We start from the raw sequence: 22,700 nt of genomic DNA on the forward strand, positions 1-22,700 counted from the left end.
TTTTCGTTTTTCCCGTTGGTGACTCAATTTCGGTAGTGATAGCCCATGGTGTCTATGCTTTACTCTTATTGCCGTTGCCTCATACCGCTAAGCCTAGGCATTACCCTATCTAGCTGGTCCGCTGTGGGGTTAGCTAACCCTGAGCCTCGTCCCCTGGCTGACGATAGTCTAGGGATCACTATTACCCAAGTCGAGAGCGAAGCCCTAGAGTTATCCCCAGCCGTTATTGAGGATGTGCCTGCCACTGAGACAGGCACACCAGGGTTGGAGCCTGGCGAAGAGGCTGTGCCTTTAGACGCTGACGGAGCCATTACTCCCTTCTCCAGGGCGCAGACTGGCCCTCTGATACCCCAGTCTGATCGCCCCACCGACCAGGGCTTTGAGACCCCGCCCGACTACCTGACCCCCAGCCCTAATCCCCTACTGGTGCCCACCCAGCCCGAGGAGGTAGAAATTTTGGGTACCCAGCCGTTGTCCTTAGAAACGGCCCTGGAGCTGGCCTACCGCAACAGCGAAGAACTGCGTGTTGCGCAGCTGCGGCTGGAGCGCAACCAGGCAGGTTTGAGGGTTCAGCAAGCGGCGCGGCTGCCCACGGTAGATTTGAGTGCCGATCTGCAAACCAGCAACCAGTCGTCATCGGGATCGGGGGGAACGTTTGACTCGACCAGTACTACCGCTGGCAGTACCCTCAGAACCGACTACGACCTAGGCCTATCGGGGGAGCGATCGGCCCGCATTCGAGCGGCAGAACGCCAGGCGCGAGTCTCTGAGCTTCAGGTTGAGCAAACCCGGGAAGATTTGCGGCTCAATACCACCACCGACTATTACGCGGTGCAGGAAGCGATCGAGCAGATTCGCATTAACCAGGCCTTTTTGGAAGCTGCTGAGCGCAACCTGCGCGATACCCAGCTGCGCGAAGAAGTCGGTGTAGGCACTCGATTTGACGTACTGCAGGCCGAGGTGCAGGTGGCCAACGCACGCCAAACCCTTACCCAGGCCACCAGCCAGCGACAAATTTCCCAGCGACAGCTGGCCCGACGGCTCAACATTCAGCCCTCGATCGATCTGACGACCTTGGCCGTCAACATTGCCGGAGCCTGGCCGCTCTCGCTGGAGGAAAGCATTGTGCTGGCCTTCCAGAATCGGTCAGAGCTAGAGCAGTTTTTGGTCGAGCGAGAGTTTAACGATGCTCAGCGTCAGGCTAGTTTGGCAGCGGTTCGCCCCAACTTGGGGGTGTTTGCCCAGTACGGGGTTCAGAGCTTGCTGAGCTCGTCGTCGGGGGCATCATCCAGGATCGACGACGGGTTTTCACTGGGGGCACGGCTCAACTGGCGGCTGTTTGACGGCGGGGCTGCCCGAGCCGGCGCCGACCAGAGCGAAATCGACATCGAAACCGATGAGTCGGAGTTTGAGAGCGCCCGCAACGACATTCGGGTGCAGGTGGAAGAAGCTTACTACACCTTGGTGTCTAACCAGTCGAATATTGACACGGCCTCGGTGGCCGTCAACCAGGCTGAGGAAGCGCTGGAGCTGGCTAACCTGCGGTTTAATGCCGGGGTAGGTACGCAGCTAGAGGTGATCAACGCCATTCGAGATCTGACGGAAGCCCAGGGCAACTTGGTGACCGCTGTGCTTGAATACAACCGTGCCCTGGCCCGACTAGAGCGATCGGTGAGTAACTTGGATAGCCCAACCGACGATACTCCGGAAACTATTCAAGACTAGGCACTGGACAATGTTGGCGATTATCTTTTGCTATGGCTGATCTTTACCTTGATGACGGCTGCTACCAAGCCATAGTCGAGGCAGCCGTTGCTGGCTACCCAAAGGAATGCTGTGGGCTGCTAGTAGGCAAGCGTGGGTCTGGGGAAGAGCAGCCCGGCGAGGCCGCCGATCGCACTGTGATTGAGGTTGTCGCCTTAGACAATGCCTGGGAGTCGTCGTTATTGGACTATACCGACCCCGCCGGCGATGGAACCCACAGCCTGCGCGATCGCTACTGGATTGACCCCGCCGATATGCTATCGGTGCAGCGATCGGCAAGAGAGCGAGGGTTAGAGATTATTGGTGTGTTTCACTCGCACCCTGACCACCCGGCGGTGCCGTCGGAGTGCGATCGCACCCTCGCCTGGCCCGTTTATTCCTACGTTATTGTTTCGGTAATGGCAGGGCAAGTTGCAGACTTCAAAAGCTGGCAGCTCAATGACCAAAGCCAGTTCGAGCCCGAGCCTGTGAAAATGATTGGATCATCTGCCAACAAAGCCTCATTCTTGACCTAAGCTTAAATGATGTAAAAAACGGTCGTGCCCCAGACCGTTTTTTGTTTTTACCGCCACAGTTTCTCTGCCGAGGCCATGCTCAACCCAAACCTGGACGACATTCAGCTCACCAAAGAGGAGTACGAGCGCTACTCCCGCCACATCATTCTGCCGGAGGTGGGTCTCGATGGGCAGAAGAAGCTCAAGGCCGCCAGTGTGCTTTGCGTGGGCACCGGCGGCCTGGGTTCACCCCTGCTGCTGTATCTCGCCGCCGCTGGCATTGGCCGCATCGGCATTGTCGACTTTGACACCGTCGATCAGTCAAACCTCCACCGTCAGGTGATCCACAGCGAGTCGTGGGTGGGCAAACCCAAAATTGAGTCAGCCAAAAGCCGCATTCTTGAAATTAATCCCCACTGCCAGGTCGACCTCTACGAAACCCGTCTCAGCGCCGAGAATGCCCTGGGCATCTTTGAACCCTACGATGTGGTGGTTGACGGCACCGACAACTTCCCTACCCGTTACCTAGTCAACGACGCCTGCGTACTGCTGGGCAAGCCCAACGTCTACGGCTCCATCTTTCGCTTTGAGGGCCAAGCCACAGTCTTTAACTACCAGGATGGTCCTAACTATCGTGACCTCTACCCTGAACCGCCGCCGCCGGGGCTGGTGCCCTCCTGTGCGGAGGGTGGCGTGCTGGGCGTGCTGCCCGGCATCATTGGCGTTATTCAGGCCAACGAAACTATCAAGGTAATTTTGGGCACGGGCAAGACGCTCAGCGGTCGGCTGCTGCTCTACAATGCCTTGGAGATGACCTTCAGAGAACTAAAGCTGCGCCCTAACCCGGTGCGCCCAGTCATCGAAAAGTTAATCGACTACGAAGAATTCTGCGGTATTCCCCAGGCTCGTATGGAGGCAGAGAAAGAGTTGGCTGACATCTCCGAAATGACTGTTACCGAGCTTAAGCAGGTGCTCGACAGCGGGGCCGATGACGTGCTGCTGCTCGATGTCCGCAACCCCAATGAGTACGAGATCGCCCACATTCCCGGTTCGGTGCTGGTGCCTCTGCCCGACATCGAGAATGGCGACGGGGTTGATAAGGTTAAGAGCTTAGTCAACGGCCATCGTCTGATTGTGCACTGCAAAATGGGCGGGCGATCGGCCAAAGCTCTGGGCATTCTCAAGCAGCACGGCATCGAGGGCACTAATGTAAAAGGTGGCATCACCGCTTGGAGCCAAGAAGTCGACGCCTCAGTTCCCGAATACTAAGCTCCTAGCGTTAACGAAATGCCCCGGTGGAACCTTCTCCGCTGGGGCATTTCTGTTGATTCGTTCTATTCCAGAGTTGTTATCATCGGGGACGGGTTCCTTGGGAGGTACGGCAGATGATGACGTGGCGCAAACGTGATTTTGGGGGTGCGATCGCCTCAAAGGGCGGGCCTTTGGCGATCGCCTTAAAGAGCGGGTCTTTAGCCCTAGCGGCCCTGACTCTCATCGCCCATCCCGGCTGGGCACTGCCAGGGCAAACGGTGAACCTGACCGAGTCGTGGATTCGCAACAACCCTACCCTCAAACCTGGCCCCAACGAGCGCCTTGCCATTAATCGCTTGGTGGCCCCTGGGCAGCGGTTTACCTTCCAGGCGTCGGTGTTTCCGGTCAGTGGCGTAGTGCCCAATCAAAACCCTCGCCAGATTCGTTCTGAGCGGTTTAGTCTGTCTGACCACGCCAACCCCATCACCGCTGACCGGCTCGATGAGTCGTTGCGGGCTATCTACGGGCAAGCGATTTTCAACGACTACCGTCAGGCGACGGTGCTGCTACGCTACCCAGCCCGAGGGGCAAGACCGACTCCGACAGATAACCCCAACCTGGTGCTGCGGGGTGAAGTGCGCGAGGGAGAGCGGTTTGCCTACTGGCAAGAGATTGCCTACGATCGCGCCGGCAACGCCTATTTAGGCCGCATGGCCGTCTTTGTCAAAGACGACCTGCCCGCCCTTCAGGCCCAGCTCAACCCCTAGCTTTGAGATATAAGATCAGCCCTGAGTTGATGCTCTAACGCCCTTCCCTGCTCCAGTACCCAGTCTCGCAGCAGTCCGTTCACCTGGTCGGGCACCTCGTCGTGGGGGCAGTGGCCCGCTTGAAGATAGTGCTCCGTCAGGGTGGGGTAATGAGTGCGAAACTGCGCTCCCTTCGCACGGCAGTTCATCCAGGGATCGCCTTCGCCCCAGAGCATCAACAAGGGGCAGGTCATTTTTTGCAGCAGTTCATCGACCTTTTCGCCCTGGCGAGATTTGAATACTGAGGCAAACACCTTGGGAGCACCAGGGTCGAGGGCGGGGCGGTGAATGTCTTCCACCAGCTGGTCGGTAATGACGGTTTTATCTAGGTACACCTGCTGGAGGGTACGGCGAATAATAGCGGGCTGGCGCACGTACTGAAACAGCAGCCAGCTGGGCAGCGGCTGAAGCATGAGCGCTTGAATGGCCTTTGCGATCGGATTGGGGGGCGGTGAGGGCGTTTGAGCAGGGCTAGAGAATGGCCCGGCGCTGTTGATCAGCACCAGCCCGGCCACAGATTCGGGATGGTTTGCGGCCACGCTCAGCGACGCATAGCCACCGAGCGAATTGCCCGCCAGCACCACTGGGCGACCCACCACCTCAGTGATGAAATTGTGGAGTTGCGCCTGCCACAGGTCACCGCTGTACTGCCAGTCGGGCTTAGCCGATCGCCCAAACCCCAGCAGGTCGATGGCCCACACCTGAAAATCGGCCTGCAACCCTTGAATGTTTTTGCGCCAGTGGTCGGTAGAGGCACCAAAGCCGTGGACTAGCACTAGAGGAGGGCGATTCTCCTCTGGAGAGGCTTCGCCTGCACTGCGGGCTTCTCCAGCCACGACGTAGTGAATGGCCTGGTTGCGCCAAGTCCAGTAGGTGCCCAGGGCGCTATCGGCAAGTTGGGATGCGGTGGCAGTCATAGGGGGTTCGACAAGGAAATTTGTAAACAAGTGTTAATTAAAATGGTAGCGAATCTGACGGTCGCCAGCCCGATGAGGATGACAAACGGGCAAATACCAGGCATTGTTGCAGATAAACGCTTGTAAGCCTGGTGCCATGGCCGCCCTTTCTCGCCCCCGTCGATCGCCGAACCGCCGCGAATTTTCTAAGTACGATGCCCGTCGCTTGAGGGCCCGCTGGTTTGAGCGCATCATGGCGATGATTGCACTGCTCAACCTAACGTTAGTGATCGGCGATCTGAGCTACATTCCCCTGCGCGATCTGTATCTGCGATTGCTGCCGGATCTGACCATCTGGTACGGCGAAACGTTTAAAGGCATTGAGCCCCATCGCTTTACGGCCAACTATCTTGAGACCGTAGAGCAGCTCGAAGAGCAGGTGGCTCAAACGGGCTTAATCTCCCCTGCCGCCCAGGCTATCTTGACCGACCTACAGCAGCAAAGTGCCGCCATGGTGGCCGAAAACCCGTTTCAGACGGCCAATCGGTCGGGCAATTTAGAGCAGATTAAGAATAAAATGCGCGATCGCATCGGGCTTGAGTCCGCCACCGAATCGCTGACTGAGTTTTGGAGCTACGACCACCTGAGCGAAGCAGGCTTTTCTACAGAACTGACCTTTTTCAAGAGCGAGGTACAGCCCCTAGTCGAGACCAATTTCTTTCGGCGGATTGCCGTTCACGGCGGGTTTGTAAATTTGTTTTGGCGCATTGATCTTTGGTTTAATCTGCTATTTGGTCTAGAGCTGTTGGCCCGCAGCATTTATCTCGATCGCCGCTACAAAAACTTCACCTGGCGCGATGCTATCCTGTGGCGCTGGTTCGACATTCTGCTAATTATTCCGTTCAGCGCCCTGCGATTGCCCTGGCTGGCCCTAACGCGCCTGATTCCAGTCACCATTCGCATCAACCAGTCCAATCTAATCAATTTAGAGCCCATTCAAAGCCGCATCAGCCGCTTTATCATCAGCCAGGTCGCCGTCGAAATTACCGAAATGGTAGTGCTGCGCATCATTGACCAAATGCAGTCATTGGTACGCGATGGCAGCGTCGCTAAGGCCTTATTGGAACCTAACTCTCGGCGCTACATTGAGGTTGGTGGCGTTAATGAGCTAGAGGTGATTTCGCAACGGTTGGCCGCCTTAACGGTTTACAACGTGCTGCCCCAGGTCAAGCCCGAGGTCGATGCCCTGCTCAAGCACACCGTTACCCAAGCCTTCGATCGCACCCCCGGCTACCAAGGGTTTCGCCAGTTGCCAGGGATTGGCAATTTGCCCGATCAGATGGCCGAACAGGTGGTTTCGCAGCTCTCGGCCAACCTCTACGGTGCTGTGAAAGGCTCGTTAGAAGACAAGTCGGGTGGCGATCTCACCCAGGCTCTAGTGCAAAAGTTAGGCGAAACCTTCACAGCTCAGCTCAAAGAAAACGAGAATGTTGAAGAGATCGAAGCGCTAGTAGTAGATTTTCTTGAAGAATTTAAGCTCAACTACGTCAAGCGCCTAGCCAATGCCGATGTCGATCGCCTGATCGAAGATCGCTACCAGCTCTACAACGTTTCCCAGGGCAGCCTCAAGGGCGATCGCTAACACAACATCTGCACCTCCCCCATTGACTTGAAGCTCGTCTTCCGTGAGGGAGACGCGATCGGGTACCCATCTATTCCGCCTAGCTATTCACTTGGGTAGAGGGGGCTTTGCCATGCACATTGTTACATTTGGCACAGTTAAAGGGATATCTACAGATAAGAACACCTATCGAAATCGTCCGATAATTGGAGACCAATATATTATGGCTACTCGTAATAACAATCCTCGTAACCAAGATTTTGACGCGTCAATCAACGCTCGACCAGTAACTCCGGACGAAGTTGCCTACCGTGACGGCTACGTCAGTGGTAAGTCTGCCGACCAGCTAGAGCAGGAGCGCCGTCGGGCCGAAGAAGCCAGAGTTCACGAAGAAAACGCCAAACTCCGAACCGATAACGGTATCTCTACGGGTCTCATTCTAGGTTTGGTACTAGCCGCTGTAGCCGTTGTAGTCGGTGCAGTTGCCTATGTCTACAGTGACGCAAACGACGGCGCAATCATCTCCGTGCCTCAGGCCCCAGCACCCGAGGTCCAGACCCCAGAACCCCCTAACGAGACCACCATCATCGAGCGCACCATCGAGCGCACCCAGGAAGTTGTGCCCGCTCCCAGCAACGTAGAACCCCCCGAGATTAACGTCGAGCTGAACAATCCTGTACAACAGGCTCCTAGCGCGGCTCCTGCGGCCCCAAGTGCTGCTCCTAGCGCGGCTCCCGCAGCCCCGAGTGCTGCTCCTGCCGCTCCTAGCGCGGCTCCCGCAAACCAAGCCCAATCTGAAGCTGAGCCCACTCAGGCGGCCCCCCAAGACACTCAGCCCCAATAGTTACGCCAAGCTTGGCCTCAATATCCCCACGGCATCCTGTTAACCACTATTCAACTTGGACAGCCATAGGAGATTAGAAAAGAAGTCGTAACTAATAGCGACTTGCATAAGCAAAAGGAGAACTGTCCATGACGGTTCTCCTTTTGCTATGAGAGTAATTCTAAGGCTGACCAGTTCGGCTATCGCGAGGTGAAATTCGTGTAGACCGTTACCCCTAGGGCTCTAGGGACAGAAACCACAGGGGCAAACAGCTATAGCTCTTGATCTGCGCTGAGAGTTATGAGTCGGCGAACACGTAACGGGTCAGCACCCGCATTGATTCCTGCTGGCGATCGGTGGGAATGAGTTTGCTCCACTCAATCGAGTCAGAGAACCCCACGTGGCTCATTTCCAAAATCACTCGGTTTACGGCCGTAGGGCGGCCAACGACAAGAATGCGAACCTTGTCGCGATGGTCGGAGGCTGACCCTTTGGGACGATCGCCTCCCGAAGACGTGGCCCCATTCTCTGACGAGGCGCTGGCATACAAAAAAGTTTTAGGCATAGTGGGTTACGGGATAGGGAATTCAACATACATCTGCGGTGACGACTCAGGCAGTGATCAAAACGTTGAATACCTAGTTGGGAAATGACTAGAGCCGTATTCCCAAGGCATGGAGGTACACCTATCCCTAGCGTATTCACAGTAATGGCTAACGGTGCTTTCCATCAGTGAATTTACGGAGATTTCAAGGTTAGCGAAGGCAGTTTTCTGGTCGGATTAAGCCAATAATTCTTTCTAAAGACGAAATCCGTTCTAAAGCTGGCGGTGACCCTGATCTTATGACCTCATCAGGGCTTTGCAAAAGCTAGCGGAGTAGAGCGTTTGCCTGTCTGGCGTCAATCTTTCGACTTATCTGCTAGGATGTAGCTTCGTCAGCCATCCGGTCTGCGCTGGCCAACAGAATTTGCTTAGCAGCCGTTCTTTTGATTAAATTCACTGCTCTTATGACTGGGCCCAGGTAGTTGATTTGGGATAGGGGCACCATTCGGAGCAAAAAACTAAATGACATTTGAGCAACTCGGTCTTGCGGCCGGTTTACTGCGCGCGGTTGCCGATCAGGGCTACACCGAGCCCACACCGATTCAGCTAAAGGCAATCCCCGCGATTTTAGACGGGCAAGACATTTTGGCCAGTGCCCAGACAGGTACCGGCAAAACAGCAGGCTTTACTCTGCCTATGTTGCAGCGGTTGGCTGCTAACAAGAGCACGGGGCGACGCCTACCCCGCGCCCTTATTCTTACTCCTACCCGTGAGCTGGCCGCTCAGGTAGGTGATAGCGTGATGACCTACGGTAAGCACCTGCCATTTCGGGCAGCAATGATCTACGGCGGTGTTAGTTTTGGCGGCCAAATTCGCCAGCTGCGTCAGGGGGTCGATATTTTGATCGCCACCCCGGGCCGTCTGCTTGACCACGTCAGCCAGGGCACCATTGACCTCAGCGCAGTGGAAATTTTGGTGCTGGATGAGTGCGATCGCATGCTCGACATGGGCTTCATCCACGACATTCGCAAAATCATGGCGCAGCTGCCTGAAGAGCGCCAGACACTGATGTTTTCGGCCACTTTCTCCAAGCCCATTCAGCAGCTGGCTCACACTCTGTTGAAGTCGCCTGTGCAGATTGAGGTCGCCCAGCGCAATACCACCGCCGATCGAGTTGAGCAGGTGGTGCACCCCGTCGATCGCCACCGCAAGCGGGAATTGCTTTCCCACATCATTGGCTTCCACAACTGGCAGCAAGTGTTGGTGTTTACCCGCACCAAGCATGGTGCCAACCGCCTAGCCGAGCAGCTAGCTAAGGACGGCCTGAAAACCGCCGCTATCCACGGCAACAAGACCCAGGCGGCCCGCGCTCGCGCCTTGAAAGATTTCAAACAGGGTCGGGTGCGCGTGCTGGTGGCAACTGACGTGGCCTCCCGCGGCATTGACATCGATCAGTTGCCCTACGTGGTCAACTTTGAGATGCCCAACGTGCCCGAAGACTATGTGCACCGCATCGGCCGCACCGGCCGGGCGGGCAACGAGGGTCGCGCCGTGTCGCTAATCAGCGACGATGAGCTACCTCTACTGATCAGCATTGAGCGCATGCTCAAGCAGACAATCACCCAAGACATAGTGCCTGGTTACGAGCCGTCCTTTTCCTCTGATACGACTAGGGTTAGATCTGCCGCTGCTCCGGCTAGCCCTCGTCGCCAGCGTCCCCGTCGTCGCAGTGGCGGCAGCAGCCCTAGCGCCCCCCGCCGTGCTGGCGCTGGTGCCAGAGGCTAATTGGTCTCGCCTAGGGATGAGTTAACCCTTCCCTGGCTAGCTAAACTGCACTGATAAAAATCCCCTCTGCTTTCTCAATTGAGAAAGCAGAGGGGATTTTTGATGACAAGCAGCTTGGAGATTGGCAGGGGCGATCGCATCTTTTTCCCAAGCCAGGGACGAACTGCCATTCGTACCCTGCAGCTTGATTTCGCCAGGATTCGGCCTCAACTCCTATGTTGTGCTGTCTCGCTTTAGGGCATAGGCCATGAGCGTGGCATGGGTGCCGCGCTCCTCCTCATCCACGGGGCGGCGCTGGGTAAACGTACCGTCAGCCGCCATCTCCCAAGCCTGGCGGTTGTCGGCCTGCAAAACATCGAGGATGTTTTGTAGCTCCTTAACTAACTTTGGATCGTCAATCGGTACGACTGCCTCCACCCGGCGATCGAGGTTGCGGGTCATCCAGTCGGCGCTGCCGATGAAGTACTCGGGCTGTCCACTGTTGTGGAAGCAGAAAATCCGGGAGTGCTCTAAGAACCGACCGATGACACTAATCACGCGAATGTTCTCGCTGACGCCAGGCATACCGGGCCGCAGACAGCAAATGCCGCGCACAATCAAGTCAATTTCGACCCCCGCCTGGGAGGCTTCGTAGAGCAGCCGAATAATGCGACCATCGACCAGAGAATTCATCTTGGCGACAATTTTGCCCTGGCCACCGCTTTGGGCGTGGTCGATCTCGCGGCGAATGAGGGCTTCCATGCGATCGCGCAGGGCCAGCGGTGCCACCAGCAGCTTACGGTAGGCCTTCTGACGAGAATAGCCGGTGAGAAAGTTGAACAAATCGCTGAGGTCAGCACCTAGCTCCTCCTGACCGCTAAACAAACCCAGGTCAGTATAGAGTTTTGAGGTTTTGGGGTTGTAGTTGCCGGTGCCAATGTGCACATAGCGGCGAATGTTGTCGCCCTCTTCGCGCACGACCAGGGTGGTTTTGGTGTGGGTTTTAAGCCCGACAATGCCGTAGACTACGTGCACCCCAGCGTCTTCCAGCTTTTTGGCCCACTCAATGTTGTTGGCTTCATCAAAGCGGGCCTTGAGTTCGACCAGAGCCACCACCTGCTTGCGGTTTTCTGCCGCCGTGATCAGCGCTTTCACAATGGGTGAGTCGCCGGAGGTGCGGTAGAGCGTTATTTTGATGGTTAGCACCTTAGGGTCATTGGCTGCCTGGGTAATAAACTCCTGCACCGAGGTCCGAAACGATTCGTAAGGGTGATGCACCAAGATATCGCCATCCCGCAAGGCAGCAAAGAAATTGGGCGGGTGCTCAGAATAGTTGCTGTTGCCATCGTCGTCGAGCATGACTACCGGCTTGAGCCGTGGTGGGATTAGGGGCGTCCAGGGTTTATCTTTGAGCTCCGGCAGGGGCAGCGATAGAAAAAAGAACAGATCTTTCAGATTCAGTAGGCCATTAATCTCGTAGATGCGATCGCTGCCTACCTTCAATTCGCGCATCAACCCCTCTTGTAGATCAGCGGGCATAGCGCTCTCGACTTCGACGCGGCAGACAAACCCCTCCAGCCGCCGCTTGCTAATTTCTTTTGCGATCGCCAGCAGCAGGTCGTCGGCTTCATCCTCCAGCACTGGAAAGTCAGCATCACGCGTAATTCTAAATAAGTGATGGCTGACGATTGTCATGCCCGGAAACAGATAGCTCAGATTTTCAGCAATCACCTGTTCCAGGGGCACTCCAATCCACACACAGGATTTGCCCTTATGGGTGCACAGCGGTTCGGGCATGCCCACAAACCGGGGCAGGCTGCTGGGTACCTTGACGCGGGCAAAGCGTTCAACTCCAGTGTCGGGGTCGGCCACCTTGACCGCCAGGTTTAAACTCAGGTTCGACATGCGCGGAAACGGATGCGAGGGGTCTACGCTGAGTGGTGTCAGCACCGGAAAGATCCGCTTCTCAAAGTAGTCCTTCAAAAAGAAGATCTGCTCTTTGGCCAGATCGCGATAGTTTTGCAGGTAAACCCCGTGTTTGGTCAAAGCTGGGCGCAGCTCGCGCTCAAAGGTTTGGTGCTGTAGGGCGACTTTCTCGATCAGGTGCGATCGCATAATCTCCAGCTGCTTCATCGGCGTCAGCTGATCGGGCGTCGCCGGATGCACACCCGCCTCAGCCTGATCCATCACGCCCGAGATGCGCACCATAAAAAACTCGTCCAGATTGTCGCTGTAGATCGCCAAAAGCTTTAGCCGCTCCAGCAGCGGCGTGCGAGGGTCAAGAGCCTCGTGAAGCACCCGCTCATTGAACCCCAGCCAGCTAACCTCACGGTTGATGTAATACTGCGGGGCACTCAAATCAGCGCTCTGGTCGGCCACCTTCACTTTAGCCATGGCTTTCCTTAACCCCCCAAGTGTGTTGTCAGGGCATTTTAGCGATGCAACCTAATGGTTTGGTTAAGGCGCAGCGCTGCACCGACCATTGAAACCTAGGGGTGCCTTAACCCCAGCAAACCGAGGTTGAGATAAAGTCGGCGCAATCGTCGTAGGCGGTAACGCTCTAGTGATACTCTGAATGATGGCGCTTTAGAATGTAACAGTTAATTAAAAGCGACCGAAACAGCTGATCATACGGAATAGGCGCAAGCATGGTCACCACAGCAGAACAAACCAACGTTGGCTACATTACTCAAGTTATTGGCCCAGTTGTAGACATTAAGTTTACGGCTGGCGAAATGCCAAAGATCTACAACGCTCTGAAAATTCAGGGCACAAACCCCGCTGGCAACGAAGTTGCTGTCACCTGCGAAGTGCAGCAGCTCCTGGGCGACTCCCAGGTGCGGGCCGTTTCGATGAGCACCACCGACGGTCTAGTGCGGGGCATGAAAGTTGTCGATACTGGCCTTCCCATTAGCGTGCCTGTAGGCGCTGCTACTCTGGGCCGAATTTTCAACGTGCTGGGTGAGCCCGTAGACGAAAAAGGGCCTGTCAATGTTGACACCACTTCTCCTATTCACCGCTCTGCTCCTAAGTTCACCGAGCTAGAGACTCAGCCCACGGTATTTGAGACTGGCATTAAGGTAATTGACCTGCTGGCTCCCTACCGTCGCGGCGGCAAAGTGGGCCTGTTTGGCGGTGCAGGTGTGGGCAAAACCGTATTGATTCAAGAACTGATCAACAACATCGCCAAAGAGCACGGCGGTGTGTCGGTATTTGGCGGCGTCGGCGAGCGCACTCGCGAAGGCAACGACCTCTACAACGAATTCATCGAATCTGGTGTAATCAACGCCGACGACTTGGGCAAGTCTAAGGTGGCACTGGTCTACGGCCAGATGAACGAGCCCCCCGGGGCGCGCATGCGGGTAGCGCTGTCGGCACTCACCATGGCCGAGTACTTCCGCGATGTCAACAAGCAGGACGTGCTGCTGTTCATCGACAACATCTTCCGCTTTGTGCAGGCCGGCTCTGAAGTGTCGGCACTGCTGGGCCGCATGCCCTCCGCTGTGGGCTATCAGCCCACCCTGGGTACCGACATGGGCGACCTGCAAGAGCGTATTACCTCAACCCTGGAAGGTTCTATTACCTCCATTCAAGCGGTATACGTCCCTGCGGACGACCTCACTGACCCCGCTCCAGCAACCACCTTTGCCCACCTTGACGCCACCACCGTGCTGTCTCGGGCCTTGGCCTCTAAGGGAATTTACCCCGCTGTAGATCCTCTAGACTCTGCTTCCACCATGCTGCAGCCCAGCGTTGTGGGCGAAGAGCACTACAAAACCGCTCGTGCTGTGCAATCGACCCTGCAGCGCTACAAAGAGCTTCAGGACATCATTGCCATTCTCGGTTTGGATGAACTCTCCGAAGATGACCGTCTGGTAGTGGCCCGCGCCCGCAAAATCGAGCGTTTCCTCTCCCAACCCTTCTTCGTGGCTGAGGTGTTTACTGGTGCCCCTGGCAAGTACGTTTCTCTGGAAGACAACATCAAAGCTTTCAACCAGATTCTCGCTGGGGAGCTAGATAATATTCCTGAGCAGTGCTTCTACCTTAAGGGTGGCATTGAAGAAGTGCTCGAAGCTGCTGAAAAGATCAAGGCTGAGAAATAGCTTCTGCTGTCGGGGGCTTGGAATCATTCTGGCCCCCGACATCCTGTCATAATCCCTATTGCATTCTTGCTATGGCATTAACCGTTCGTGTAATTGCCCCAGACAAAACCGTCTGGGACTCTGAGGCAGAAGAAGTCATTCTGCCCAGCACCACTGGTCAGTTGGGCATCTTGGCTGGCCACGCTCCCCTACTCACCGCCCTTGATATCGGAGTGATGCGGGTGAGAGCTGATAAAGAGTGGGTGCCCATCGCGCTGATGGGTGGCTTTGCTGAAGTTGACAGCAACGAAGTCATTATTCTGGTTAACGGGGCTGAGCGGGGCGATGCGATCGATCTCCCTAAGGCTCAAGCTGCCTACCAAGAGGCTGAGGCTCGTCTGAGCGAGGTTGACTCAGAAGATAAGTCGGCCACAATTCAGGCCCGTCAGGGCCTCAAGCGCGCTAGAGCCAAGCTTCAGGCGGCTGGTGGACTCAAGTAGCCTTCTGACAATAACCACTCATTCAAAAGCCCACCGGTCAAATAATCGGTGGGCTTTTGAATGAGTTTATAACTTCAGGGGAGGTTTAGCAGCGAGGGTGTTTGAAACTGAACCTCTTAGCCAGGATTTGATTCTTAGCTACATGCTAGACCTAACCATCACGAACTACCGGTAAAGGTAATTTCGGGAAAGCGATCCTGAGCCTCGGTTAGGGGTTTGCCCTTACCTTCCTCCTGCCAATAGTTAATGATCTCGGTAGCCTGGTTGAGAATTTCAACCCGCTCCTCTTCTTCGATCCAGGGCTTGCTCTCAAGCTCTGTTTTCATTTGTTCCCAGGCATCGTTACGGGGCCAGAAGAAATAAGAGGTGAGCGGGCTAGTGCCCTTGCCTACCACCTGATCAACCGCCAGCGCAACGTCGCCTTCTAGCCAGAGTACTTTTAGGACAAATCTGGACAAGTAAACCTCCGCTGCAATTCCAAAAATACTACAGTCTATAATTCTATCACCTTGCTTCCCTGCTCTCTACCCTAAGTCTGCATTCTATGACCTCTTTGGCTGTCCCTCGGGCGATCGCAGTGTTTGATATTGACGGCGTACTGCGGGATGTGGGCAACTCCTATCGCCGTGCCCTGGCCGATACCGTAGAGGAGTTTACCGGTGGGCAATACCGGCCTACGTCGGAAGATATTGACGAATTAAAAAGCGAGGGACAGTGGAATAACGACTGGGAAGGCTCCCAGGAACTGGTGTACCGCTATTTTGAGAGTCAAGGAAAGGGTCGAGATGCGATCGCTCTCGACTACGACCAAATCGTCGAGTTCTTTCAGCGTCGTTACCGAGGGCCTGACCTCGAAGATCCTGACCAATGGACAGGCTACATTACTCAGGAGCCGCTGCTGGTGGATGCGGCTTACTTTGATAAGCTGACGCGCGATCGCATTCCCTGGGGATTTTTTAGCGGGGCCACCCAAGGGTCGGCTCGCTTTGTGCTAGAGCGGCGGCTGGGGCTAAACAATCCGGTGCTCATAGCCATGGAAGATGCCCCTGGCAAGCCTGACCCCGCCGGGCTGCTAGCTGTGGTGGAGCGGCTGACAGAGCAGCATGGGCTCCCCGCTGATCTGCCGGTGATCTACGCTGGCGATACCGTTGCTGACATGCAGACTATTGTGCAGGCCCAGGCCAACTATGTCCAGCGGCGATGGCTAGGGGTGGGAATTCTACCGCCCCACGTGGTGGTAGGGGCGGTCGATTACCGCGATGCCTACCGCGATGCCCTCAAAAAGGCTGGGGCTAACGAGGTGGTAAGCGGCATAACAGAGCTAACGGCTGACGTTATTTATGCGCTAGAGCGCTAAAAAAAAACGGGAGGTGAGTCTCACCTCCCGACTACCATCAGGGTGCATATCAAAAACTACCCGGCGGATAGAACCGCAGGGCTAGCTAAACTACGCGACGGTGGCCTTACGGCGGCGTAGGGTGGTAAACCCACCGATACCCAGGGCCGCTATGCCGAGCAGGGCAGAGGGCTCGGGAACATCCTCCGCGGGGGGTGCCCCGTGCTGAATGCCGCGCACTGCAAAGATCACGTCGTTGTAGTCGCGATCGCCGCCGCCGACAATATCCTCAAAACCTAGGATGATCCAGTCTTGGTGCTGAAAGGCAACCACGTGCTGTAGCCCGTTGGGGTTGGCCGCAGCGTTGGTGCCTAACATCGTGTTGCCGCCGTTTTTGCCGTTTGACTTAATCATAAAGTCGAGCTGAGTGGCACCGACGAACGCTCCGAGGCTGACGCCTTGCCCCAGGGCGAGGGGGCCGTTGCTCTCACTGAGCTTGCTATCGCGAGACGAAATGTCGTCGAAGATTTTGCCACTGCTGGTCAAACCGCCGCTGGCATTGGTAGCGGTGTAGAAGAGCTGGTTGCGATACCCGGCTCCTTCATTGATGAAGTAGACCTCAACCGGGTCAACGCCATTCCAAAATAGCTTGCTGGTGTCGAGTTCGTATTGGGCCAAAAAGCCTTGGGATAGGGCATTGGCCTCGTTGTTGATGAGTTTTTTGAGTTCCTCTAGGCTGGTAGAAGGCTTGGTAATATTCAGACTCTTGAGGTTGTCAAACCCGAGGTCAGTGGAAAACTGATCAGGGGCGAGACCGGCAGCGGGTAGCTGGGCCTGGGCTGGAGCCGTAGCCATAACGCTGACACACACTGCGGCCGCCGCAAGTCCGGCTTCTAAAAGGTGACGGTTGATGAACATTCCCTGGTACCTGGCGAAAAGGTGAATTGGGTTACATGGAACACCTGCCCCAAAGAGAGGAACTGGGGGTGAGCAGGCTGCATCGCGGTGGCGAGTTGAGTTGCTCTAGTGCCAGTGATACTGGCGCGGCTTGCTTCCAATCTATCTGGCTGCTGCGGGGAGAGCCTGAGTAGATCCCCTGGGTGTCCGGATAAAGTTTCAGTAATTCGAGCAGAATTAGGTAATAAAAGTTGCTAAAAGTACTGAGGTCGTATTTCGCAAATGCGGCTGAATGCCGCTCCAGCGGCATTCAGAACACCATCAAGGGCTAGGCAGAGGCCTATAGAACTTGCAGAAATTGTGAAATATCTCTTTCGCTGAGCGGCAATCAAGGGTTAGTGTCTAGCTTATCCACGTCGAGTAGGACAGCACAATGGCTAAAGCTGACCCCCATCGCCTGAAGCTCTCTCAATTACGAGCGCTCGTGGCTATTGCCGACCGGGGTTCGTTTAGCGATGCCGCTCTGCACATGGAGCTTTCTCAATCGGCGGTGAGCCACGCCATCGCCACTCTGGAAGATGAGCTAGGGGTGTCATTGCTCAGCCGGGGCCGCCAAGGGGCAGTGCTGACGCCGGTGGGTGAACAAATTACTGAGGAAGCCCGACAGGTGTTGCGATCGCTCTACACCCTATGTAATCGGGCTAACGAAGCGAGGGGGCTGCAAACGGGCGAAGTGCGGATTGCGGCCTTTCGCAGCGTAGCAACCCATATTTTACCGGAGGTGATCCGCCAGTTTCGGCAACAGTACCCTGGGGTAGCCATCGCCATTGATGAAAAATCCCACTACGAAATGGTGGAAAGCGATCTGCGCCAGGGGCGGGCCGATGTGGGCTTTACCTATTTGCCCAGCCGCGATGAGTTTGAGCAGTGGGAACTGCTGCGCGATCGCTACATCATCATCCTGCCGCCGAGTTCCCCACCGCATTCTCCCCTGCCCCAGCCCTTCACCTGGCAAGACCTAGCGGCTTATCCGCTGATTTTGACCCCCAATGACGATGGCGATCGCCAGTATCTCGATCGCCTGCTGCATAGCTGGGATCAGCAGTTGCAGCCGGCCTACGCCGTCCGCGAAGACTCCACCATTCTCAGTATGGTGGAGCGAGGATTGGGAGCCACCATCATGGCATCCCTGGCCGCAGAGCCTATCCCCCCAGGGCTACGGGTAGCGGAGTTGCCCCAACCCCTAGAGCGCGTGATTGGGGTAATTGTGCTGCGGGATGCGCTCTTGCCTCCGCCGGTCTATGCCTTTTTAGAACGACTCAAGGCGGTTTGGCTCCAGTCCCAAGCGGCCCAGTCTTCCTCTAACCTGGCCACAGGAAGCCGGTAGCCCCTAAAACCCGGCTGCCACAAAAAAGCCTCGGCACTAAGCCGAGGCAAACAGGTCGTTGTTGCTCTGGAATAATGTTGAACGCGGTTCACATTCTCCAGATGGTGACTACAGCAGCACGCCTACCGATTTCGGACGGCAGCAAATATTAGCCAGCGTTAGAAGCCCATGGCCTTGGCTATGGCATCAGGGTCCGGGTTCAGCCCCCCTTTGACCTGGTTGTTGCTGTGGGTGATCGCGGTGTCGGGGTCTTTTAAGCCGTTGCCGGTTAACACACAGACAATATCGATCCCAGCGGGCACCTGGTCTTTGACCTTCAGCAACCCGGCTACCGAAGCGGCACTAGCGGGTTCACAGAACACCCCCTCTAAAGCAAGCAGGCGGTAAGCATCTAGAATTTCTGCATCGGTAACGGCGTTAAACTCACCCTGGCTAGCATCGCGCACGGCTTCGGCTTTAGTCCAACTGGCGGGGTTGCCAATGCGAATAGCGGTGGCGAGGGTCTGTGGGTCGCGCACAACGTGACCATTGACTAGGGGGGCGGCCCCAGCGGCCTGAAAGCCCATCATGCGGGGTAGGCGACTGCATTTTCGCTGCTGGTGGTACTCACAAAACCCCATCCAGTAAGCGGTAATGTTGCCTGCATTGCCCACTGGAATGCACAGCCAATCAGGGGCATCGCCCATAGCGTCAACGATCTCAAAAGCTCCGGTCTTCTGCCCCTCTAGGCGGTAGGGGTTGACTGAGTTCACTAAAGTAATGGGGTAATCCTTCGCCAATTCCTGCACCATGGCGAGAGCATCGTCAAAGTTGCCGTTGATAGCTAGCACTTCGGCTCCATAGAGCAAGGCCTGGGCTAGCTTACCGAGCGCCACATAACCATCGGGAATTAGCACAAAGGCTCGCATGCCCCCTCGGCGGGCGTAGGCGGCCGCCGAGGCCGAGGTGTTGCCTGTGCTGGCACAAATCACCGCTTCGGCTCCGGCCTCTTTGGCCTTGGAGATGGCCATGGTCATGCCCCGATCCTTAAAACTACCGGTGGGGTTGAGGCCGTCATACTTGACCCACACCTTCACATCTTTACCAATGTGTTGGGCCAAGACTGGCATAGGAATTAACGGGGTGTTGCCCTCGCACAGGGTAACCACCGGGGTCCGGTCGGAGACGGGTAGGTAGCTTCGATAGGCTTCAATCAGCCCTGGCCAGGGCTGGAGCCCGGCGGCGAAAGAGCGGGAAACGGCGGTGGCGGCAGGGTTTACGCTTAGGGTCACGGTAGGTTGGCAGGTAGGATGGAAGGCTAAAAGTGATGAGCGAGACCTAGCTCAAGACTCAGTCTTTGTCTTTTAGTTTACCGTGAGCCTTGACCTCAACCGATCAAGCGCTGTGTTTTTAGCACGGACGAGGCTAAGATTTCGGTCTTGAGGAGGATCTCCCAATTTACAAACTGCACCAGATCGGCTCTGCCGTTTGCGAGCGCCTGACTTAAGATTGATTGCTGGACAGGATGGTTAAAATGTCTTAACTTTCTGACTGAGTACAATTCTCTACCCAACTTCGCCCATGAACGCCTCCGTAGACCGCGCTAACGTTCAGGCAACGGTTCTATCCAATGGATCGGCCCCGGAACTAGCGGCAGCCCCCGCCGCCGATAAAATTTGCTGGCTCGAGGTGCGCCAGGCTCCCTACCATCCCAGTCAGCAGGTGGAGCTGCTGCACTTGCAGGCCGAGGCCGAGGCTTTACTGTTGCAGTTGCAGGCTAAGCATCAGCGGCGACAGAGCAATCCTGACAGTGTTGTAGCACCGTCTGTCTAGATATTAATGACGCTGTAACCGGCGATCGCCACTCCTAACCCTAGCGAAAATGCGCCACTTCCTGAAGAATTCGCTATGGTTAGGGGGATTTTGTGGGGAGATGCTGCGATGACCTACTCTGTGAAGCCGAGGCAAGCTGGAGAGCCCAAGCTAAAAAGCCTAGCCAACCGAAAGCTGTACTCTGCGATCGCAGGGGGCCTGCTGCTGGCGATCGCGGCCGGGGCCACTATACGATTCACCACAGCCGACTCCCGCAGCAACGAGGTCGCTGAAGTCACTCCAGTTAACGACGCGGTCGTCCCTGACCAAACCGCCGATGGCGCGCTGACCCCTGCTGGAGAAGCGGCTACTCCCTTTCAATCAAAACCTTTCTATGCGGCATCGGCACCGCTACGGCTGGCCGACCCAAGCCTGCTGCGCTCTACCTCTCCCCAGGCTCGGGTAGAGGCGATCTCCGCCGGTCGTTCTGACCCGTTTGCCTCGGTAGTGCTGCCAGGCCCCAAAGTATCTCGTCCCAGCCGGGCAGCCGCCGCGTCGACACCAGCGCCTGCTGCAACCCCAGGTCAGGCGCTGCCAACGGTGCCAGCGTCGGCGACCCAGAGCTTGCCCCCGCTGCCCCAAGTGGCGACCCAGACTGTGGCCTTGCCTAACCTACCGGCTCCCTTCCTGCCCGGTAGCGTGCCGCCTATCCCCACGGACCTCGCTGTTGCACCCACCGGCAGCCCAGCTTTTCAGAACCTGGTTGATCAGGTTGTGGTTAGCGGCGTAGTTCAGGTAGGCAGCGGCATCAGCGTGATTATCACTGAGCCCGGTAGCACCGTTAGCCGTCGCGTTGCCCAGGGCGACATGCTGGCGGGCGGCCGCATCAAACTTAAGTCGGTGGATATGTCTGGGCAAGAGCCCATGGTAGTGCTGACCTACGACGGTAGAGACTACACTCGCACTGTCGGGGCTCCCATGGTGAGTGCCCTCTAGCTATTTGGCACTCCTGACTATAGCTTCCCGGCCGTAGCTGCTGATGCTGGCAAAGCAAAGTTTTGCTTAAGTTTGGCGGCTCATTTAATTCAGGATTGATATACCAGAGGGGTTAGCCAGGTGGCTAGGAGCCGATAGCGCTGAGTCAATTGGTTGACGGCGCTGATACCCTAGCGGTTAGTCGATCGGCTTAGGGGGAGTTGCTCATGGGCGGTAGTCACACATCTTTTAGTCAAAAAGGCGCGCCGCGATCGCTGGAGCTTGAAGGCGACAACGCCTACGAATGCCCAGTATGTCGCCATGGGCAAATTCAACCGATGGCGCTGATGGATGCCTACGCCTGTAGCTTTTGCCGACACATTTTTGAGGCCAACCTCGACCAGCAAACGGTGCATGTGGTAGACAGCGTGCAGCCCATGGGCTGGCGCTGGCAGGGCTGGCGCTGGCAACCGCTTTACCAAAGCCGGGGAGACATTACTCTGATCCTTTGGCTGGTGGGGTTGGCCCTGGTCATTCTCCCAGCGGGTCTAGTTGCCCTGGGGGGCTACGTGTTTCCGCCACTAGAGGGTACGGCGGGAGTGAACTGGTCTCTGGTTTGGGCGATCGGCACATTAGCCGCCCATAGCGCCATGGTAGGCTGGCTCATCGCTGAACATTACCAATTTCCGCTCTATGTAATGGCTAAAATTCGGTTGCAACGATTGCTAGAACGCCTACAGGTTAACTGACCCAGCTAGCCAGCAAGACAGTTCTCATTTCTATTGGCAGTCGGTCGATGAAAACCAAACAAGGGGGATATCGGCATCACTGCGCCAGCGAACCCAGCCCTCTGAAATGCTAGAGCCGGGCAATGGGGCACATCCTTGGGCCGGTTGAGTGACCCGCACCCGCAGCCAGTCGCCTTCGAGGTCGAGAGGTTGAATAATGCTGTTAGACCCCACTAGAGCCTGGAGCGGGGCAGTACCGCTGGGAGCCAAGCGCATGGGTTGGGCCAAACCAGGGCGTCGAAACGCAAGGCGTGAGGCAGCTTGCATCGATGACTCCCAAGTTTCAACAGTGAGAGATCGGTTACCTATCTCTAGGTGGGAGGTGTGGGCCCAGGCGGCTCCGGCGGGCGTATATTGAAAACGAAACCAGCCATCAGGGCGAATCTCTAAAACCGGAAAGGTATAAATCTGCTGCTCAGTTTGCACCATGGAGAAAGCAGCATCGCGGCCAATGGCTAGGGGGGCCGCGCCGTTGGGCACTAGCCAGCCGTTGATCAGCCATCCCCAGGGGGCACTGTCTGGGTTGGGGTAAATGGGGAGGGCTACATCTCGAAGCCAGCTAGCACCCTCTCGGGTGCCCATGGCATTGGTTGAGAGCAGGTTGACGGGGCGCAGATGCCCCACCCCAATGTTGTCGTTGGGGGCTGGAGTAAGGCCGATAATGCCCGTTGCGTCTGGACTGATAGGTTCGGGAGGAGGCGTTGGCAAGGGCGGCGGGCTGGGAATCACAGCGTCTTGCTTACCCTGAGTGTCTTGGGTGACAGAGAGCGATTCTGGTGCCGCCCAGAGGGAAGTGGCTGTACTTGCTCCGAATGTGGTGGCTAAGAACCCGATCGCAAAGGTGAGCAACCGGTTTAAACGGCCGAGTCTATTTTGTTCTGAAGTATGGCCCAAGGGGCGTGGCGACTGAGACAAGAGGGGACGCATAGCCATGACAACTGGGAACGGGTAAATGTCAGAACTTGGTGCAGTACGATTGCG

At 56.4% G+C, this 22,700-nt stretch carries 21 protein-coding genes; 14 read left to right on the forward strand and 7 right to left on the reverse strand.

The annotated features are described in order from the left end of the window. Nucleotides 1-45: 45 nt before the first annotated feature. The 4 genes from H6F57_RS07265 to H6F57_RS07280 all read left to right on the forward strand — a co-directional run bounded on the left by H6F57_RS07265 (nt 46) and on the right by H6F57_RS07280 (nt 4,276). Nucleotides 46-1,725 carry a TolC family protein gene (locus H6F57_RS07265; RefSeq protein WP_190794990.1) on the forward strand — a complete coding sequence of 560 codons (1,680 nt, stop codon included), beginning with the start codon at nt 46-48 and terminating at the stop codon, nt 1,723-1,725. 32 nt (nt 1,726-1,757) lie between these two features. Then, entirely contained in the window at nt 1,758-2,279 is a 522-nt protein-coding gene (locus tag H6F57_RS07270; protein ID WP_190625611.1) for a M67 family metallopeptidase, read from the forward strand. Between the two features lie 75 nt (nt 2,280-2,354). Continuing rightward, complete coding sequence (moeB, locus tag H6F57_RS07275; RefSeq protein ID WP_190625722.1) at nt 2,355-3,527, forward strand: molybdopterin-synthase adenylyltransferase MoeB; 1,173 nt, start codon at nt 2,355-2,357, stop codon at nt 3,525-3,527. A gap of 116 nt (nt 3,528-3,643) precedes the next feature. Then, on the forward strand, nt 3,644-4,276 hold the full coding sequence (locus H6F57_RS07280; RefSeq protein WP_190625612.1) for a hypothetical protein: 633 nt from the start codon (nt 3,644-3,646) through the stop codon (nt 4,274-4,276). On the opposite strand, the gene H6F57_RS07285 is transcribed toward H6F57_RS07280, so the two are convergent. Continuing rightward, a complete protein-coding gene (locus H6F57_RS07285) occupies nt 4,273-5,232 on the reverse strand; it encodes an alpha/beta fold hydrolase (protein ID WP_190625613.1) in 960 nt (319 codons plus the stop codon). The genes H6F57_RS07280 and H6F57_RS07285 overlap by 4 nt on opposite strands. A 136-nt stretch (nt 5,233-5,368) precedes the next feature. Between H6F57_RS07285 and H6F57_RS07290 the strand changes: the two genes are divergently transcribed. Both H6F57_RS07290 and H6F57_RS07295 read left to right on the forward strand, forming a co-directional pair. After that, nucleotides 5,369-6,853, forward strand: coding sequence for a hypothetical protein (locus tag H6F57_RS07290; RefSeq protein ID WP_190625614.1), 1,485 nt, complete (start codon nt 5,369-5,371; stop codon nt 6,851-6,853). 202 nt (nt 6,854-7,055) lie between these two features. Beyond that, the gene (locus H6F57_RS07295) at nt 7,056-7,676 is read left to right on the forward strand and encodes a hypothetical protein (protein ID WP_190625615.1); all 621 of its coding nucleotides are present in this window, start codon (nt 7,056-7,058) and stop codon (nt 7,674-7,676) included. Between the two features lie 277 nt (nt 7,677-7,953). Here the strand turns inward: H6F57_RS07295 and H6F57_RS07300 are convergent, their stop codons facing one another. Next, nucleotides 7,954-8,220 (reverse strand): hypothetical protein, encoded by a 267-nt coding sequence (locus H6F57_RS07300; protein ID WP_190625616.1) that lies wholly within the window; start codon nt 8,218-8,220, stop codon nt 7,954-7,956. A gap of 501 nt (nt 8,221-8,721) precedes the next feature. On the opposite strand from H6F57_RS07300, the gene H6F57_RS07305 reads away from it, so the two are divergent. Then, nucleotides 8,722-9,984: a DEAD/DEAH box helicase gene (locus H6F57_RS07305; protein ID WP_190625617.1), complete on the forward strand. Its 1,263-nt coding sequence runs from the start codon at nt 8,722-8,724 to the stop codon at nt 9,982-9,984. A gap of 213 nt (nt 9,985-10,197) precedes the next feature. On the opposite strand, the gene ppk1 is transcribed toward H6F57_RS07305, so the two are convergent. After that, a complete protein-coding gene (gene ppk1 / locus H6F57_RS07310; protein WP_190625618.1) occupies nt 10,198-12,357 on the reverse strand; it encodes a polyphosphate kinase 1 in 2,160 nt (719 codons plus the stop codon). 254 nt (nt 12,358-12,611) lie between these two features. On the opposite strand from ppk1, the gene atpD reads away from it, so the two are divergent. Next, a complete protein-coding gene (gene atpD, locus H6F57_RS07315) occupies nt 12,612-14,066 on the forward strand; it encodes a F0F1 ATP synthase subunit beta (protein ID WP_190625619.1) in 1,455 nt (484 codons plus the stop codon). Nucleotides 14,067-14,137: 71 nt separating this feature from the next. Then, on the forward strand, nt 14,138-14,545 hold the full coding sequence (gene atpC, locus H6F57_RS07320) for an ATP synthase F1 subunit epsilon (RefSeq protein ID WP_190625620.1): 408 nt from the start codon (nt 14,138-14,140) through the stop codon (nt 14,543-14,545). Between the two features lie 158 nt (nt 14,546-14,703). On the opposite strand, the gene H6F57_RS07325 is transcribed toward atpC, so the two are convergent. Beyond that, nucleotides 14,704-15,042, reverse strand: a complete 339-nt coding sequence (locus tag H6F57_RS07325; RefSeq protein ID WP_171973078.1) for a 30S ribosomal protein PSRP-3 — start codon at nt 15,040-15,042, stop codon at nt 14,704-14,706. A 47-nt stretch (nt 15,043-15,089) separates the two neighbouring features. On the opposite strand from H6F57_RS07325, the gene H6F57_RS07330 reads away from it, so the two are divergent. Then, nucleotides 15,090-15,902, forward strand: coding sequence for a TIGR01548 family HAD-type hydrolase (locus tag H6F57_RS07330; protein ID WP_190625621.1), 813 nt, complete (start codon nt 15,090-15,092; stop codon nt 15,900-15,902). Between the two features lie 90 nt (nt 15,903-15,992). Here H6F57_RS07330 and H6F57_RS07335 read toward each other — a convergent pair whose 3' ends face one another. Then, nucleotides 15,993-16,799 carry a DUF4114 domain-containing protein gene (locus H6F57_RS07335; protein ID WP_190625622.1) on the reverse strand — a complete coding sequence of 269 codons (807 nt, stop codon included), beginning with the start codon at nt 16,797-16,799 and terminating at the stop codon, nt 15,993-15,995. Nucleotides 16,800-17,211: 412 nt separating this feature from the next. Between H6F57_RS07335 and H6F57_RS07340 the strand changes: the two genes are divergently transcribed. Next, nucleotides 17,212-18,165: a LysR family transcriptional regulator gene (locus H6F57_RS07340; RefSeq protein WP_190625623.1), complete on the forward strand. Its 954-nt coding sequence runs from the start codon at nt 17,212-17,214 to the stop codon at nt 18,163-18,165. 158 nt (nt 18,166-18,323) lie between these two features. On the opposite strand, the gene thrC is transcribed toward H6F57_RS07340, so the two are convergent. After that, a complete protein-coding gene (thrC, locus tag H6F57_RS07345; protein WP_190625624.1) occupies nt 18,324-19,436 on the reverse strand; it encodes a threonine synthase in 1,113 nt (370 codons plus the stop codon). Nucleotides 19,437-19,725: 289 nt separating this feature from the next. On the opposite strand from thrC, the gene H6F57_RS07350 reads away from it, so the two are divergent. The 3 genes from H6F57_RS07350 (at nt 19,726) to H6F57_RS07360 (ending at nt 21,680) form a co-directional block, all read left to right on the forward strand. Beyond that, nucleotides 19,726-19,977: a hypothetical protein gene (locus H6F57_RS07350; protein ID WP_190625625.1), complete on the forward strand. Its 252-nt coding sequence runs from the start codon at nt 19,726-19,728 to the stop codon at nt 19,975-19,977. 108 nt (nt 19,978-20,085) lie between these two features. Then, a complete protein-coding gene (locus H6F57_RS07355) occupies nt 20,086-20,952 on the forward strand; it encodes a hypothetical protein (protein WP_190625626.1) in 867 nt (288 codons plus the stop codon). A 206-nt stretch (nt 20,953-21,158) separates the two neighbouring features. Beyond that, on the forward strand, nt 21,159-21,680 hold the full coding sequence (locus H6F57_RS07360) for a hypothetical protein (RefSeq protein WP_190625627.1): 522 nt from the start codon (nt 21,159-21,161) through the stop codon (nt 21,678-21,680). Between the two features lie 30 nt (nt 21,681-21,710). On the opposite strand, the gene H6F57_RS07365 is transcribed toward H6F57_RS07360, so the two are convergent. Next, nucleotides 21,711-22,652 (reverse strand): hypothetical protein, encoded by a 942-nt coding sequence (locus tag H6F57_RS07365; RefSeq protein WP_190794991.1) that lies wholly within the window; start codon nt 22,650-22,652, stop codon nt 21,711-21,713. Nucleotides 22,653-22,700: the final 48 nt, after the last annotated feature.

The organism is Leptolyngbya sp. FACHB-60, from assembly GCF_014695775.1.
In the GTDB taxonomy this organism is placed as follows: Bacteria; Cyanobacteriota; Cyanobacteriia; order Phormidesmidales; family Phormidesmidaceae; genus Nodosilinea.